This is a genomic window from Clostridium sp. AM58-1XD (assembly GCF_003464085.1).
Classification (GTDB): Bacteria; Bacillota; Clostridia; order Lachnospirales; family Lachnospiraceae; genus Lachnoclostridium_A.
Genome location: NZ_QSDR01000014.1, coordinates 99,624 through 116,923, shown reverse-complemented (window position 1 = coordinate 116,923; position 17,300 = coordinate 99,624). Strand labels below are relative to the sequence as shown.

The following is a 17,300-nucleotide window of genomic DNA, read 5'->3' as shown; positions in this document are numbered from 1 at the left end:
GGCGAGGAAGGCAATGGCGGCACCATTAAAATCACCGGCGGCACGGTCATAGCCAACGGCAGCGGCGCCGGCGCGGGCGTCGGCGGCGGCATCAGCGGCGGCTCCGGCGCCATCACCATTGGCGGCAACGCCCATGTTACCGCTGTTGGCGGTGACAAAATCAGCAATTCGTATTTAACCACCGACAGCAACGGAATCATCCGAATTGGCGGCAACGCGGTGGTGAATGCTACCGGCGGCGGTGGCATGGTAGATGATAATTACCAGGTGTTTATCACCGGCGGCACGGTCACGGCCATCGGCAGCAGCGGTATCGGCGGCAGCGGTATCGGCGGCGGCGGTGTCGGCGCGGGCGGCGCTGTCACAATTACCGGCGGTATGGTCACGGCCGCCGGCCATACCGGCATTGGCGGTGGCGCTGGTTACAAAGGCGCTGGCGCTGCTGTTACCATCTCCGGTCAACGCACCAGCGTGACGGCGACCGGCGTCCAATATGCCAATGATGTAGGCAGCAGCAGATACAACAACAACGGCGGCAGCTTGTCCGTCACAGACGGGGCCACTCTGGAAATGACAGGCATCGGCACCAACGCCGCAAGCCAGGAGTACAAAAACTGCACCCTTATCGACAAGGACGGTATCCTCACACATTACGGTGAGAATGGAACTAAGATTGCGGAAAAGCCTGAGATCACTTCCCAGCCGCAGGATCAAACCACATATGTGGGCGGAGTGGTCACACTTTCTGTGGCTGCCCATATTGCGGACGGTGGTACGCTCTCTTACCAATGGTACTCGCTAAATAATGTAGCCGCGATTCAAAGGATTCCAGGCGCAACTTCGGACAGCTACACAGTCCCCACGGAAGTAGTGGGAGACATCGACTACTGTGTTGAGGTAACCAACACAAATCATAATGACACCGCTACCACTGAAAGCTATTGGGCTAAAGTGACGGTCAAGGCACTGACTAACGCGGAAACACCTGACATTACACAACAGCCCCGGGGCGGCACTTATATGCAAAATGAAATCGCCACCCTGACCGTAGCCGCCAGCGTAACTGATGGCGGCATACTGTCCTACCAGTGGTACAGCAACGCCACGGACAGCAATACAGGCGGCACAGAGATTCCAGGCGCAACCTCGGCCAGCTACACGGCTCCTACGGGGACAACAGGCACGACTTATTACTATATCGTTGTCACCAACACCAATAATCGTGCAACCGGCCAAAAGACGGCCACATCCACAAGCAATGTCGCGGCAGTAACAGTCACTGGCAATTCCAGCGGCGGAGGCGGCGGGGGCGGAGGTGGAGGCGGCACCTATACTCCACCAGCTCTAAAGGACAGTTACACATCCGGCGGAAACCAGATCGGTCAGTCCGTTTCGCGTTCTGATTTGCAGCGGCTGATAGATTCCGGCAAAAGCCTGACCATGCAGAGCGACACGGTGAAAATGACATTTGACCCGACGGCGCTGAAAGCCATCTTAGCGGCGGTACCAGCCACGGCCGGCAATATCTCCTTTGCAGCCGCCCCAGCGGACATCAGCGCATACCCGGAGGCCGCGCAGCTCATCGGCGCCCGCCCGGCATACAGCTTTAACGTCAGTTATCAGGACAGTAATGGAGATTCGGTCACGGCCAATGTAAACTTCCCGGCAGGCTCGGCCTCCATCGCCCTGAATCATTTGCCTGCGGCGGGAGAAGCCACTGCAAGCCTGTTCGTGGTCTATGTGGACGGCAGCGGCACCGTGACCTGGCTTGACATGTCCAGCTATGCGGATGGCAAGATGCTGGCCGACGTTCCTCATTTTTCCATCTATGGCGTGGCTTACAAGACGTCCGTGCCGGTGTTTGCTGACATCGAGGGCCATTGGGCGAAAGAGGATATGGAGTTTGTGGCGGCGCGGAAACTGCTCTCCGGTACGGGGAACAACCTGTTCTCTCCTGACAGCACCATGACAAGGGGGATGTTCGTGACAGCACTGTATCGGCTTGCAGGAACTCCGCAAGTATCCGGTGAAGGCGGGGCTTTCGGTGATGTATCTGCTGACGCCTACTACGCCAACGCGGTAAAATGGGCGGCGCAGAAAAAGATCGTCAACGGAACCTCGGCCACCACCTTTAGTCCTGATGCAGCCGTGACAAGGGAGCAGATGGCGGTCATCATGACCAACTATGCCGAACAGATGGGCTATTCCATTCCCACACCCCTGAAAGAAGCCGCCTTTGCAGACAGCGGCGCCATCAGCGCGTGGGTAACAAAGGAAGTTTCCGCTATGCAGAGGGCCGGTATCATCCAGGCCAAGGACGGCAACCGCTTTGATCCGCAGGGAAACGCCACCCGCGCAGAAGGTTCGGCGGTGCTGCACCGGTTCGTGGAAACCATCATCGAGCCGGCTATGGCCACGGGCTGGGTAAAGAATGATTCCGGCCACTGGCTCTATTATCTGGACGGCAAGGCCCTCTCTGACTGGCAGAACATCGGCAGGCTGCGCTACTACTTTGGCGTGGACGGCGTAATGCACGAAGGCTGGAAGCGGGAGGACGCCACCGGGAAATGGTACTTCTATACCAGCAGCGGAGCTTCCACCGGCTGGAAAGAGATTGACGGAAAATGGTACTATTTCTTTGAAGACGGAGCTATGGCAGTAGATACTAAAGTGGACGGCTATGAAGTAGGACCGGATGGGGCAAGAAAAGAATCCTGATTTTCCGCTATACTAAACATCAGACATTAAGAAAGCCGTCGTCCGCCATCAGGGGACGACGGCTTTCCTGTGTACGGCTTGGAAAGGAGGCATCTATGAAAAATGGGTACTGGCGATAGGCTATGATGAAAACAAATGACGTGATATAAATGCAGACGGGCTTTGATTATGCTATACTCTTTGTAAGGCATATAGAAAATCGGAAAGTTACTAATTTATTCTGAATAAATAGATAAGGATTAAGATGAGAGATCGGTGGGGATTGCTGTTGTGGGAAAATTCTGAGGGCTTACACGGGTGAAAAGATGGGGCAGAAACAGACGGTTAAAATTAGAATTGAAAATGCTGCAATATACATGATCACAGCGGCGGCAGCCATGATGTTTATTGCCAGTTTTATTCCTGTATCCGGGATATCAGCAGCTATGCATGAGATGATGGAGACGAACAGGATGGTACAGAGAGCCTTTTCCATCATGCTGATCGGCACTTCCTTCGGATTGATGAAGAGAAAGCGGGTATCCTGGCTGATTACGGCAGTTGTTTGTACGGTGAACCTGATTCGAAGCTTCTCTATGCTGTGGCAGCCGGAAGCAGTTGTTTTTATGATTCTGAATGTACCCGTACTGGCCGTGCTTATCGTATGCAGAAAAGATTTCTGCTGTCCGCCAGGAAAGAGAACTGCAGTGCAGGCGGCAGTTTTTCTGCTTTTTTCAATGGTTGGCATCGTGGTGAACGCAGGAATCAGCTACCACGACTTGAAAGCAGCAGTATCCTCCGGGGAACAGCTCCATTTTACCGACAGCCTGCTGTATGCCGTCGAAACTGTGTTTGGGGTGAATACCAGCAGTCTTTACCCGTCTTCCCGCAATGTGACGCGATTTGAAACCGCGATGGTCTGGTTCAGCTGGATCTGCATTTTTGCTTCTCTTTCCTATGCCGCCAGACCATGGATTAAAAAACAGATTAGGACAGGAAATGACTTTCAGCATGCCAGGACGCTTGTAAATCTTTACGGCCAGAACCCGTGTTCTTATCTGGCGCTGGAAGAAGATAAAACGTGGTACTTTGGTGAAAAGGCAGACGGTGTTATTCCTTATGGAGTCGTGCGTGATACAATTGTTATCAATGGTGATCCCATATGCGCCGACGATGATTTTCCTGTCCTGTTGAATGAGTTCAAGGACTTCTGTCTGAGGAGTGCGCATAATCTGTTTTTTCTCAGTATTACGGACCATTTTTTAGAAGAGTATAAAAAGCAGGGCTTTGGTATCGTCAAGTGCGGGGAAGAGGCCCGGTTCCGCCTCAAAGATTATGGTATTTCCGGTAAAAAAGGGGCGAAAATGCGTATGAACATCAATCATGCGTCAAATGCGGGAGTGACTGTACATGAATACGAGATTAACAGAAAGAAGGATCGGGAGCTGGAAGCTGAATTTAACAGGATTACCAAAGAGTGGATATCAAAAAAGAAGAGCAGCCTTCTGTCATTTACTTTGGGCGGAGTGGGATTTGACAATCCCATGGATAAACGGTATTTTTACGCATTGAACGGAGCTGGAAGAATGTGCGCGTTTATCGTCTTCGTCCCTTTTGACGCAATGAAAGGTTATATGGCAGATGTAACTAGGCATGGAGACGAAGCGCCAGGCGGCATACTTGAAAAAATTATGTATGAAGCCTTGATGAAGTTTAAAGAAGAGGGAATTCAGTATGCAAGTCTGGGAGTGGCACCGCTGGCCGGTCTGGAAAGTGGGGAAGAACGAGGCGGCGCCGTTCAGAGGCTGCTGGAATTTGTATATCACCATCTGAATGACTGTTACGGATTTCAGGATCTATACAGGGCGAAGGAAAAATACAGCCCTACCGAGTGGCTGCCGGAGTATTATGCATATCTTCCGAAAATTCCGACGCCGAACATGTTTTATGCCGTAGTGCGGATTCAGAATCCCAAAGGAATCATGGATTATGTCCGTTCCTTTCTGAAGGGAAGGATTCAGCGGAAGAAAACGGAAGACGGGCGGTAATTTGGCGGAAATGGAAGTGATGGAAAAAATGGAAGAAAATGAAAGAAAGACGGCAAAGCGGGGGACAAAAGGCTACTTTCATACGAAGGATATCAGGCTTTATTATGAGATTTACGGGAAAGGCATGCCTCTGATTATGCTTCATGGGAATGGAGAATCTCACAGGATATTTTATCGGCAGGCAAGAGAACTGGCGGTAAAATATCAGGTAATCCTGGTTGACAGCCGCGGTCATGGAAAATCCGTAATCAAACGCAGAAAACAGGGAATCCCTCTTTTAATTTCAGATATGGCAGAGGATCTGGTGTGCCTGATGGATTATCTGGGAATAGGTAAGGCGATACTGCTCGGTTTCAGCGACGGTGCGAACGTGGCTCTGGATGCGGCCAGCAGCCATCCGGAACGGGCGGCCGCTGTGGTTTCCGTGAGCGGAAATGCGCTTCCCTCCGGGCTGTACCGATTTGTACGCCTGTTTATCATGGCAGAATATCTGCTGACCTGTATACTGGAACATATTCCATACAGCTTAAAATTGAGAAAAAAACTGATTTACAGACGGCAGCTGGCCGGGCTGATGCTCTATTCTCCGCGTCTGAATGCCGATCGCCTGGGACAGATCACAGCACCGGTCCTTCTGCTTGCAGGTATGCTTGACCTGATCCGCCCGTCCCATACGAGATGGATGGCAGATATGATTCCTCACAGCGATCTCAAGCTGATCAGGAGGGCAACGCATACTGCTTTTTTGAAGAAAGAAAAGCAGTATATGAACTACATTTGGATGTTCTTAGAACGCCGTGTTCCCGGCGGTCAGTCCGCCACCAGTTTTTCCGATATAAAGTGATTGAAAAACTGAATAAAAGGTCCAAGCCCCAGAGCACAGACAAGGGTTCCGATTCCGGCAAGACCACCGAAGAGCAGACAGATGATTACGCACAGCGTATCGGTTGCCATCCTGCACCAGAAATAAGGAAGTGGAAGACGATCCTGCAACATGAGCGCCAGACTGTCGTAAGGAGCGATGCCCAGATCGGCCGTCTGATAAAGAGAGGCGGCCAGGCTGAGAACAAGCATACCGATTACCATGACGGTCAGCTTTTGAGGGAAGGACTCCGGTTCAGGCAATATATGGGTAAACAGTTCCGTAAAGGCCATACTGATGGTTCCGACACCAAACCAGTTGACAAACGTTCCGAGTCCAAGGTAACATCTTCCCCATACCCATTCTGCCAAAAACCACAGACAATTGGCGGCAAGAAGAGCTTTTGCAAAATTTACTTGTATCCGGCTGCCGATCGCCATCATCATCGCGCTCGACGGATCATTTCCAAGCATGGAAAGTTTAAATAGACAGATGCCAAGGCCCAGGAGGATAATTCCCGACACCATGACAGCGATTCTTTTATAGCCTGCTTTCGTTCGTATCGTCCACTGCATAAATAATCTCCTTTTTTCTCTATCCTATTTTCTCTATCATATCTTTCACAGTGGAAACCATCTATCAGATTTGTTGCGTAAATATCATAATTATTATATACTTTAAAGAAAAGGGGAATGGGACTGTGAAGCGTGTTCAGAACAAGGAACTGGTGTATCTGGCCTATGTAAGACGGGAAAGTCAGTTTATTCATCATACATACGATGATGAACGGCGTATATACGAGTTGATTCAGCGCGGAGACGCCTCCGCGGCTGACCTGGGATATGAAAAGTTTACCGGCGCACATAATGGTACGCTGTCCCGGAATCCTCTCAGAAATAAGCAGTATCTTTTTGTGGTTGAGACAGCACAGGCAGCCAGAGCGTGTATCCAGGGGGGAATGCCGTATCAGACTGCTTATGACCTAAGCGATTTGTATATCCAGAAGGCAGATGAATGTAATGCGGTTGAGGAGCTGAATGATCTGTATCTGGAGATGGTTTCTGATTATATCAAACGAATGAAGGCGATTAAGAGCAGGACGATTGATTCAAAACCGGTAAAACAGTGTATTGACTATATCTGCTGCCACTTACATGAAAAAATAACAGTCCCTGTCCTGGCAGAATACGTGGGATTAAATCCTAATTATCTGTCAGTGCTGTTTAAAAAGGTAATGAAGTGTACGATTTCCGACTATATCAGGGATCAAAAGCTGGATACGGCCAAGAACATGCTGAAGTACTCGGAATTTTCAATTTTGGATATCTGCAGCCTTCTGGCGCTGGGATCACAGAGCCATTTTACAGAACTTTTAAAGGCTGAATCAGGACTGACTCCCAAACAGTACCGGGACCGGTACAGCCAGGCAGAAACAACAGAACGATTTGAATAAAAAGTTAAATCAGATGGTCGGATGAGATGGGGCAGCTTTACCCGGTTCGGGTAGGACTGCCCCATCTCATCCGCATACGACTTAACTGCGCAATCGCTTTCAAAAAGATAGATTAACAGGAGCGGATGTGGTATAATGACCGCAGGGCGGGCATTATACCTGCGCATACCGTTTTCTGCGATAACCGCAGAAAACCGGGCGCAACATTGCATCAATATTGGGGAGTAAGCATATGAGCAGAAAAGGAAAAATAAAACTGTGCACATCGCTTTTCGTGTCGGTTCTTGTACTTGCCGGCTGCAGAAACGAAAGTTCAGTGGTGAATTATGAGGAATCACAGGAAGAGGTTACAGAAATATCTTTCTTTGGAAATAAGTATGAACCGGAAAATGTTATGGTTATTGAGGAAATTATATCGGATTTTATGGTAAAGAATCCGGATATCAGGGTGTCTTATGAAAGCCTTAAGGGATCAGAATATTATGAGGCCCTGGAAAAGCGGATGGCAGCTCGAAAAGGCGACGATGTGTTTATGGTGAATCACGATGCGGTGCTGGCGTTGGAAGCAACAGGACAGCTGGCAGATTTGTCCGGGCTCAGTACGATTTCAGGATATACGGATCAAATGCTCAGCCAGATGGAGAACGGCGGAAAGATCTACTGGGTCCCTACAACGGTGTCCGTTTTTGGACTTTACTGCAATATGGATCTTTTAAAAGAACATGGACAGAAGGCGCCTGAAAACTTTCAGGAGTGGGAAGACAGCTGTACGTATTTTAAAAATCTTGGAATTACCCCGATTATCGCCAACAATGATATCTCTTTAAAAACCCTTGCGATCGGTAAGGGATTCTATCCACTGTACCGTGATAACAGACAGGCAGAAGCATTTGACAGGCTGAACAGGGGAGAAGATCAGCTGAGCCAGTATCTGTCTCCTGGTTTTTCCATGGCTGAGGATTTGATAGACAGAGGATTTATCGATGGAGAAAAAGCGCTGCATACAAAGAAAACATCAGACGATCTTATGGAATTTACAGAAGGAAACGCTCCGTTTATGCTGACAGGCGCATGGGCGGCAGGACGTGTGGAAAATATGCAGCCGGGTTTCGAGTTTCAGGTCGTTCCATATCCGATTTTGGAGGATGGGAATATGCTAGTCATAAATGCAGATACGCGTCTTAGCATCAATGCGGACAGCACGCATTTGGAAGCTGCAAAAAGATTTGTAGAATATTTTACACAGGCGGACAATATACAGAAATTTGCGGATCAGCAGTCTTCATTCAGCCCGCTGAAAGGCGGGAGTCCTTCTTCCGTCAAAGAAATCCAGCCATTAATACCCTGTTACCAGTCAGGCAGCATTGTGATTGGAGCGGATGGAAAGCTGGACCTGCCCATATGGGAGCTGACGGCCCAGGTATCGGAAAAGCTGCTGTCCGGTGAGACGAATGAGTCGGCTATGAGTTGGATGGATGAGACGATACAGGAAAGGGGATTAAAATGAAACGAGAGAGCACCGCAGGCATCAAGAAAAAGATTGCTCTTGCGGCTGTAGTTGTCATTGCGGCTCTTGGTTTCCTGACCTTTTCTTTTATACAGGAGGTAAAGGAGCAGCTTTGGGAGCAGTCGGTCAGTACAATTATGGAGAGTACCAGGCAGGGCTGCAATACCCTCAGAGTGCAGCTGATCGACGACTATAATTCCCTGAGAGCCACAGCAGAACATCTGAATGAGTTGTCTGGAAAAGACAGGGAACAAAGAGCTCGCGTGGAGGAAATGTTGTCTGAATATTCGCAGACGGAAAGTGGTACCAGCCTGTATTTGAAAGACGGCACGTGCATTCCGGCGGGGACACAGATGGACATGGAAGCCCAAAAAGCCCTGTTTGAAAGCGGGTTGCCGGAAGGCGTTGTCAATCCTCACATCAGCAGTGTGACAGGAGTGAACGTGTTCGATATTTTTATAGAGATAAAGATGGCGGATGGGACAGAAGGCTATCTGATTAAGGAATATGAGGTGGACGAAATTGCCGACAGCTTCAGCCTGTCCTTTTATAATAATTCCGGATTTTCCTATGTGGTAAATGCAAAAGGTGAAATCCTGATCCGTTCCCCTCACCCGAACAGCAATAAAACGATTAAAAATATCTTTGATATGCTTCCGGAATCACAAAATTCTTCAGATGGCCTGACCGAGTTCAGGCGGTCTTTGGAAAATTCACGAACAGGATGGGCAGTTTTTACGTACCAGAATGAGAAAACGGTATTTTGCTATATACCGCTGAAGCTGGGATCGGACTGGCATTTGATTTCGATTATCCCTCAAAAGGTAGTAAATGCTCAGACGAATGCGATTCTGCTGCGTTCCCTTGCACTCATTGTCAGTATTATATTTGGAATCTCCGCGCTGGCTGCATTTTATATGCGATATGCCAACAGGACGAACAGAAGGCTGAAAAATCAGGCTGATTATATCGGTCATCTGTACAATGCGATACCAGAAGGCGTAGCCCTGATTACAGCAGAAACGCCGAATTGTTTTCTGCAGCTGAATCAGGAGGGACTGCGCCTGCTGGGGTATCCGGAAGGTGCCAAAAACAATGCGCCAAAGGGAACTGAACTTCAGAAAACGGTCCACCCGGAAGATTACCGGAAGATGGAAGAACTTTTCAGAAAAGCTTCTGAAGACGGCCAGAAACATGGATTTGAAACGAGAATGGTCAGGCTGGAAGGCGGCTGGTTCTGGGCGAACGGTATGATTGAAAAAACACTGGATGAAAATGGAATTCCGGTGTTGATTGCTGCATTTCATGATATTACAGTTGAAAAACTGGCTGGTGAAGCTGCGGAGAGGGAAAAGCTTCAGGAGCGAATCACCCTTGTTGGAGCCATATCCAATGCTTATCCTGTTATAATCAGCATCAATCTGACGAAGGATACGCTTAATTTTATATACGTGAAACAGAATCTGATGATAGGTCTTGGGGAAGAAAAGCAATACAGCCGTCTGTTCGGAAACATTCTGTATACGATTCATCCGGGAAGCAGGGACGAATTCCAGGAGAAATTTGCACTGGACAATCTCAGGGAAGCGCTTGGACCTGAGAAAAATGAAGTTTATATAGAGACAGAACAGAAGCTTATGGATGGAAAATATCACTGGACATCCATTCAGATTATTAATGTGGACAATCCGTATTCAGAGGATAAGCTGGCAATTCTTATTTCGCGGCGTATCGACGAACAGAGATACGAGCATGAACAGCATCGCCAGGCGCTTCAGAGCGCTCTGGACAGCGCGCGGGCGGCCAGCGTAGCCAAGAGCCAGTTCTTATCAAATATGAGCCATGATATTAGGACACCGATGAATGCAATCGTAGGAATGACAGCTATTGCAGCGTCTCATCTGGATGACCGTGACCGCGTGATGGAATGTTTAACAAAGATCGAATTGTCCAGCAGCCATCTACTTGGCCTGATCAACGACGTGCTGGATATGTCAAAAATAGAGAGCGGAAAACTGTCTATAAAAAATGAGCCATTTAATTTCGCAGAGCTGGTGTCAGATACGGTCGATCTGATCCTGCCTGAAGCGAATGCAAAACGGCTGAAAACAGAAGTGCGGCTGTCTGCCCTGAAAAATGAGAATGTCGTAGGAGATTCCCTGCGTCTTAGGCAGGTGTGCATTAACATCCTGAGCAATGCTGTAAAGTATACGCCGGAAGGCGGGACTGTCCGAGTGGAAGCGAGGCAGATGGAAGGATTCCGAAGAGGATTCCAGAATTATGTATTCCTCTGTGCGGATAACGGAATCGGTATGAGCAGCGAATTTTTGAAAAAGATTTTTCAGCCGTTTGAACGGGCGCAGGATTCGACAAGCAGTAAAGTAGCCGGCACAGGACTGGGAATGGCAATTACAAAGAATCTGGTGGATTTAATGAATGGAGATATAACTGTTGAAAGCACGCCGGGACAGGGATCGGTGTTTACGGTTACCATCCTTTGCAGCAGCAGGAGGAATGCCAGGAAAAACTGCCTCAGGAGTGGGCAGGGATGCGCTGCCTGGTGGCAGACGACGATGAACAGATATGCCGCAACGCCGCTGAGATTTTGGGAGAGCTGAATCTGCGTGTTCAATATGATACGACAGGTGAAAAGGCAGTCCGTACAATTCTAAGGGCAGCTGAGGCAGGTGATCCTTTCCGATTGATAATTGTCGATTGGAAGCTGCCTGATGTGAATGGAGTGGATATGGCAAGGCGGATCAGAAAAAAACTGGGGGCCGAAGCTCCGCTGATCGTATTGTCAGCATATGACTGGACGGAAATAGAAAATGAAGCCAGAGAAGCCGGAGTAACTGCGTTTTTATCCAAACCGATTTACCGTTCCAGGATTTCTTCCCTGCTCAGCGGACTGAGCGGAGATAAACAGCAGATCAGGCAGGTATTTTCTGATGAAAAGCCGGATTATACAGGAAAACGTCTTTTACTGGTGGAAGATAATGAGATAAACAGGGAGATTGCAAGAGAGCTGATCGGAGAAACAGGCATACAAATAGATGAGGCGTGTGACGGAGAAGAAGCAGTGCGAATGGTATCGGAATCGAAGGAGAGATATTACGATATGATATTAATGGATATTCAGATGCCGAAAATGGATGGGTATGAGGCCACGAAAGCAATTCGTTCCTTAGACCGCCATGATATTGCAGCGCTGCCTATTATTGCAATGACTGCCAATGCATTTGAAGAAGATGTCCGCGCCGCTCTTCGCGCAGGAATGAATGAACATTTTGCCAAACCGATCAATATCATGCGTTTTGAGCAGATGATGCATAAATATTTAACCGGTACCCCGGAGACTGCTGAGAGAAGGGACGGCCAGTAAGAGAACGGCGCTTTTCGGCAGCAGGAATAGAGGGAGGGTGTTGCAAAAAGTCGAATTAGCTGTGCCGCTGATACCAGATTTCGTTTCAGACAGTGGCCAATCCACTGCAGCTGGTCTCAGTGGCAATGCTTTATTCTTTTTGCAGCACCTTCTCTTTTCATAATATCAGGATGGAGAACAGCATGGAACCATACTATTACGGTCAGATGAACAAAATACAGCAGAGCGCTTATCATTCCATAAAAACTGGTCTGACTGCTCTGGAACCTTCCTTTTCAGTTCCCAGGCTGGACGGCCGGGAACTGACGGATATATTTTTTAAACTGCGGCTGGACTGGCCGGAGATTTTCTATGGCGTCGGATTCCGCTACCGTTTTTATCAACATGCGGAAAATGTGGAAATGATACCGGAATACCTGTTTGATAAGGGAAAAATAAAAGAACACCAGAAGGCAATGAATGCCAGAGTATCCAAACTGGTCCGACCGGCGCTGTCTATGACGGAACTGGAAAAGGAACAGTATATACACGACTTCATCTGCAGCAGCGTTCGCTATGATAAGCTGAAAAAACCGTATTCTCACGAGATCATCGGTCCTTTGGGTCAGGGAGTGGGAGTCTGCGAAGGCATAGCCAAATCAGTGAAGATACTCTGCGACGCCCTGGGAATCTGGTGTATAATAGCCGTTTCAGAAGCGAATCCCGATAAGAATATCAAGTACCGCCATGCTTGGAATGTTGTCAGGATCGGAGGTTCTTACTACCAGCTGGATGCCACGTTTGACAACAGTTTAAGCCATGGCGGAGAGGTTCGCTATGATTATTTTAATCTGGATGACAAACGGTTTTTCAGAGACCATGAACCGGCGATGTATGAACTGCCACAGTGCAGCGATGGAGATCACTTTTACTACAAGGAAAAAAAGCTTTCTTTTACGAAAATGGAGGATGTGGGAAAGCGCGCCCAACAGGCTGTCCGAAAGGGGAAATCACTGATTTTCCACTGGAGGGGAGGTCACCTGACACGGGAGGTGCTGTCTGAACTGCTGTCCATAGTAGAAGAGGCAGCGCTTAAAAAAGAAATGCACGCCAGAATCAGCCTGAACTGGCCTCAGGCAGTAATGCAGGTGACTTTTGCAGGCGATCATTATGGAGAGCAGGTTGTAATGGAAGAGGCTAATGAGGGTGAGAGATAGGGCGGGGATTTATGAAAAGTGCTTTTATAGGAGGAGGTTTGGATATGGGGTTACTGCAGGTCGACCGCAATCCGGAATTTCTAAGGCTGACCAATGAGGTTTTTCAGCGTCAGCTGGAGTCTGATCCGGAGCTGAACAAAGAGCTGAATGAGGCGGCCAGGAATAAGATGTATCAGGATGTAATATACAATATGGACGTGCTTTATACAGCTCTGGAACTGGAAGACGAGAAAATTTTTGAATATTATGCCAGATGGCTGTATCAGCTGCTTTGCCCTCTGATGCCGTACTGCAGCAGGGAGAGAATAAAGGATCAAATGCTGGAACACTATGCTCTTGTAAAGGAATGCTTAAAGCAGACTGCGGCAAAAGAGAAATTGGACAGGATAGAGCGTTTGATTAACAAAGCCAGCCAGGTTACAGCTGAGGAATGTGAAAATGCCGGCAGCTCTGTGTTCCGGGCTCCCAGAAGATATGAAAAGGAAACGAGACAGTATCTGGAATGTCTTCTGAGATCGGATACCAGGGGAGCGGTGTATCTGGTTTCGGAATATGTAAAAAAGGGGATTCCTCTGACAGATATCTATGTGGATATTATCGCCGAGTCTATGAGAGAAGTCGGTGAACTGTGGCATCATCATCTGATAACCGTGGATAAAGAGCACTACTGCACCTCGACAACGCAGCTCGCGCTGGCTCAGATGTATCCCATTATCTTCAGACAGAAGAGAAAAAATGGAAAAGTATTGGTGGCTTGTGTCGGCAGTGAACTTCATGAAATGGGCGCGCGTATGGTAGCTGATCTGTTTGAATATGACGGATGGGACAGCATTTATCTAGGTGCGGCCGTCCCTACAGAGTCCATTTTATCTTCTGTAGATGTATACCATCCAAAATTAATAGCGCTTTCCGTAACAATGCCTCAGCATCTGGGGCTCTGTAAAGAGGCGGTGATGCAGATTCGAAAGATTCACCCGGAGGTGAAGATTGCAGTCGGCGGTCATGCGTTTGAGACCACAAATGAAATCTGGAAGAAATGGAGAGTAGATGTATATACGCAGGATGCAAGAAACCTTGTAAAATGGGCGAATAATACGCTGCAAAGAAGGATATGACCGGATACGAAGCTTTATGTGATACACAAGGAAAAATAAATAAAGTGATTCAAAGCATCCCGATTCTGATGATAAATAAAGGACAGAATATACGACAGCTGTTTACGGAACAAGAGGCGTTTGACCGTTTGCTGGACGCCTGTAAGGAACAGGTTGTTTCCGCGCGCCTTAAAATGGCTGGAGAAGAGCAGAAAATGGTATCGGTTGCTCTCAAAATAAAGGGGAAGCAAATGCTGTTTCTGATGTGTGATCTGCAAAATCTCACAGAAATACAGGATTTGATGAAAATGTACATATCCCTGATCGACGAGCTGGAAATTGTTCAGCAGGAACCTTACGAGGAAAGCTATTACGAAATTCAGAAGGTAAACAATCAGCTGATTAACTATCAAAGGGCGCTTGCCAAGGCAAATGAACAGCTGAAAATGGTTCTGGAGGAAGTGCGCCAAGCGAAGAGTGCCATTGAGATCCTGGAAAGAGATCCGTTAACAAATCTCTATACCCAGAATGCGTTTTTTGAACGGGCAGCTGCGACTCTGAATCAACGCCCGTCAGAGGCTTTTGACATTATTGTTATAGATATTGAGCGGTTTAAAATGGTAAACGATACATTCGGAACAGCAGAAGGGGACAGGCTTCTGATAGAACTGGCGAACTGTTTTCTGGGACTGCGGGTAAGGGATAAAACATTGTTTGCGAGAGCCAGAGCTGATAAATTCTACATACTTGCACCGCGGATGGAAGAATGGTATGGTGAATTTAACCGTGTGATCGATTTGCTGGTGGAACATTATCCAATACCGATGCGGCTGCAGATTAAATATGGAGTTTATCAGATTCATGACCGGAAAATTGGAATTGCAGGAATGTGCGACCGTGCCATGCTTGCTTCCAATAACATAAAGGGCATTTTCAACCGAAGATTTGCCATATATGATGAGTCCCTGCGCGATAAAATGATCGTGGAGCAGAAGATTATCAATACGATGATGGAAGCGCTGGAACGGGAAGATTTTCAGGTATATCTACAGCCGAAAGTAGAGATTGGAACAGAACAATTAATTGGAGCAGAGGCGCTTGTCAGGTGGAAGCATCCGGAATTCGGAATGATTTCTCCTGGTGATTTTATCCCAATATTTGAAAAAAATGGATTTATTTATTCAATGGATCTGTTTGTCTGGAGAAAAACATGCGAAATTATCAAGGGATGGAAAAATGACTTCGGTTTTTCCGTTCTGGTATCGGTAAATGTATCCAGAGCCGATATTTATCACTCTGATTTGCCGGAGGTTTTGAAAGAACTTGTAGACAGTTATGGTCTTCAGCCGGAGGATATGCACCTGGAGATTACAGAATCGGCGTATGCGTTGGATTCCCATCCGCTTCTTGCTGTGACAGAGCGCTTAAAGCTATATGGTTTTATCATTGAGATGGATGATTTCGGCAATGGTTATTCATCTTTAAATACACTGTCTGAACTGCCGATTGATGTTCTGAAAATGGATCTGGAATTTTTGAGACTGGGTGATGATTTGAAACACAGAGAGAGAGTTATGCAGTTCGTCATCAATCTGGCCAGAGAACTGCAGCTCCAGGTAATTGCGGAGGGTGCCGAAACGGAAGAACAGATTGAACTTCTGAAGGAGATGGGATGCATTTATGCCCAGGGCTATTTTTATGGAAAGCCTGTGCAGGAGGAAGACTTCCGAAAATATTTGTCCTCAGGCAGAATCACGAAATCGGGCAATAAAGAACAGAAAATGGAGCGATAGAAACGGGGACGCTGTGAGTTTTGTTTGTGGCCCGGCGCTTTATTTCATTAATGACTTTCTATTGAATAGATCAGGGGGAAAGAGATATGGATTTTTTAAATAGAATGAAAGAGCCTGTATTTCTGAAGGAGAGCAACACAGCAGAAATTCAGCTGGAAAATTTAAGAAAACTGGAACCGCTGCTTACTCCGGAGGGACAATCGATTATAAGGCAGGATATCAAATGTCTGGAATACGGGATTATTGGTGAAAAGAATATTGCCTTTGAATTGAAAAACAGCCATATGCCGATTTATATTTTACACGATTTGTATCTGGAAGACGGTGATTTAAGCGCGCAGATCGATTATCTTGTGATTACAAGAAAGATAGCTATCGTTATAGAATGTAAAAATTTGTATGGTAATATTGAGATTAATAGTGCAGGCGATTTCATACGTACGATGAATTTTGGCGGGAAACAAAAGAAGGAAGGGATTTATTCTCCGATCACTCAAAACCAGCATCATCTGGAGCTGCTTAAAAAGATTAAAATAGACAAAAGAAAGAATATTGTATCAAAAATGATGGCGGAACGATATTTTGATGATTTTAACAAATCAGTAGTCGTATTAGCGAATCCGAAGACCGTATTAAATGCGAAGTACGCGAAAAAAGAGATAAAAGAGAAAGTCATACGTTCGGACCAGCTGGTTAAATACATAAAAGATCTGCATGATAAGTCAAAAGAAATTGCAGAATCAGACAGGGGGCTTCTGGAAGTGGCGCAGTCGTACCTCGCTTTGCACAAGGAAGTGGAAAAAGATTATACTGCGAAGTATGAGCGATACAGAATAAAGGGTGAAGAGGCAGAAGCTATAACACAAAACGCCAATGCTTTAAAAACCCATGCAGTTAATGGAAACAAAGAAGAAGGGGAGATTCCCATAGAAGAAAGTGATATTTATAAAGAACTCCAAAAGTACAGATGGGAAAAGAGCAGAGAAGAAGGCATAAAGCCATACTTTATCTGTAACAACAGCCAGCTGAAAGATTTGATTGCAAAGATGCCGAAGGATCTTGAGGAGTTAAAAAAAGTAGATGGTTTTGGAGAAGTAAAAACAGGAAAATATGGCAATGATCTGTTGAAAATTCTCGAGAAATACAAGGTTGATGCAAGAGGGTGTAGCAAAAAGTCGAATTAGCTGTGCCACTGATACCAGATTCCGTTCCAGGCAGTGGCTAAGTCACTATATCTGGTATCAGTGGCAATACTTTATTCCTTTTTG

12 protein-coding genes are annotated in these 17,300 nt (G+C 47.1%); 11 read left to right on the top strand and 1 reads right to left on the bottom strand.

Annotated elements, in window-relative coordinates; all coding sequences use genetic code 11:
- From DXA13_RS10470 to DXA13_RS10460, 3 genes are all read left to right on the top strand, one after another.
- Window positions 1-2,718: S-layer homology domain-containing protein (locus DXA13_RS10470; protein WP_181995611.1), on the top strand; the 2,718-nt coding region annotated here is incomplete at its 5' end.
- Window positions 2,719-3,023: 305 nt separating this feature from the next.
- Window positions 3,024-4,745: a DUF2156 domain-containing protein gene (locus DXA13_RS10465; RefSeq protein WP_118244177.1), complete on the top strand. Its 1,722-nt coding sequence runs from the start codon at window positions 3,024-3,026 to the stop codon at window positions 4,743-4,745.
- Window positions 4,746-4,764: 19 nt separating this feature from the next.
- Window positions 4,765-5,589 (top strand): alpha/beta hydrolase, encoded by an 825-nt coding sequence (locus tag DXA13_RS10460; protein ID WP_243009071.1) that lies wholly within the window; start codon window positions 4,765-4,767, stop codon window positions 5,587-5,589.
- Here the strand turns inward: DXA13_RS10460 and DXA13_RS10455 are convergent.
- A complete protein-coding gene (locus DXA13_RS10455; RefSeq protein ID WP_118244173.1) occupies window positions 5,556-6,182 on the bottom strand; it encodes a hypothetical protein in 627 nt (208 codons plus the stop codon). The genes DXA13_RS10460 and DXA13_RS10455 overlap by 34 nt on opposite strands.
- Window positions 6,183-6,307: 125 nt before the next feature.
- On the opposite strand from DXA13_RS10455, the gene DXA13_RS10450 reads away from it, so the two are divergent.
- The 8 genes from DXA13_RS10450 (at window position 6,308) to DXA13_RS10420 (ending at window position 17,216) form a co-directional block, all read left to right on the top strand.
- Window positions 6,308-7,060 carry an AraC family transcriptional regulator gene (locus tag DXA13_RS10450; RefSeq protein WP_118244170.1) on the top strand — a complete coding sequence of 251 codons (753 nt, stop codon included), beginning with the start codon at window positions 6,308-6,310 and terminating at the stop codon, window positions 7,058-7,060.
- A 232-nt stretch (window positions 7,061-7,292) separates the two neighbouring features.
- Window positions 7,293-8,567 (top strand): ABC transporter substrate-binding protein, encoded by a 1,275-nt coding sequence (locus DXA13_RS10445; RefSeq protein ID WP_118244168.1) that lies wholly within the window; start codon window positions 7,293-7,295, stop codon window positions 8,565-8,567.
- Complete coding sequence (locus DXA13_RS10440; protein WP_347559816.1) at window positions 8,564-11,185, top strand: ATP-binding protein; 2,622 nt, start codon at window positions 8,564-8,566, stop codon at window positions 11,183-11,185. The genes DXA13_RS10445 and DXA13_RS10440 overlap by 4 nt, the downstream gene beginning before the upstream one ends.
- Window positions 11,116-11,949, top strand: coding sequence for a response regulator (locus tag DXA13_RS23075; RefSeq protein ID WP_347559815.1), 834 nt, complete (start codon window positions 11,116-11,118; stop codon window positions 11,947-11,949). The genes DXA13_RS10440 and DXA13_RS23075 overlap by 70 nt, the downstream gene beginning before the upstream one ends.
- A gap of 182 nt (window positions 11,950-12,131) precedes the next feature.
- Window positions 12,132-13,145 carry a transglutaminase domain-containing protein gene (locus DXA13_RS10435; protein ID WP_118244165.1) on the top strand — a complete coding sequence of 338 codons (1,014 nt, stop codon included), beginning with the start codon at window positions 12,132-12,134 and terminating at the stop codon, window positions 13,143-13,145.
- Window positions 13,146-13,189: 44 nt separating this feature from the next.
- Window positions 13,190-14,260 carry a cobalamin-dependent protein gene (locus DXA13_RS10430; protein WP_118244163.1) on the top strand — a complete coding sequence of 357 codons (1,071 nt, stop codon included), beginning with the start codon at window positions 13,190-13,192 and terminating at the stop codon, window positions 14,258-14,260.
- Window positions 14,261-14,304: 44 nt separating this feature from the next.
- A complete protein-coding gene (locus DXA13_RS10425) occupies window positions 14,305-16,032 on the top strand; it encodes a GGDEF domain-containing phosphodiesterase (protein WP_181995609.1) in 1,728 nt (575 codons plus the stop codon).
- An 86-nt stretch (window positions 16,033-16,118) separates the two neighbouring features.
- On the top strand, window positions 16,119-17,216 hold the full coding sequence (locus DXA13_RS10420) for an HRDC domain-containing protein (RefSeq protein WP_118244158.1): 1,098 nt from the start codon (window positions 16,119-16,121) through the stop codon (window positions 17,214-17,216).
- Window positions 17,217-17,300 lie beyond the last annotated feature (84 nt).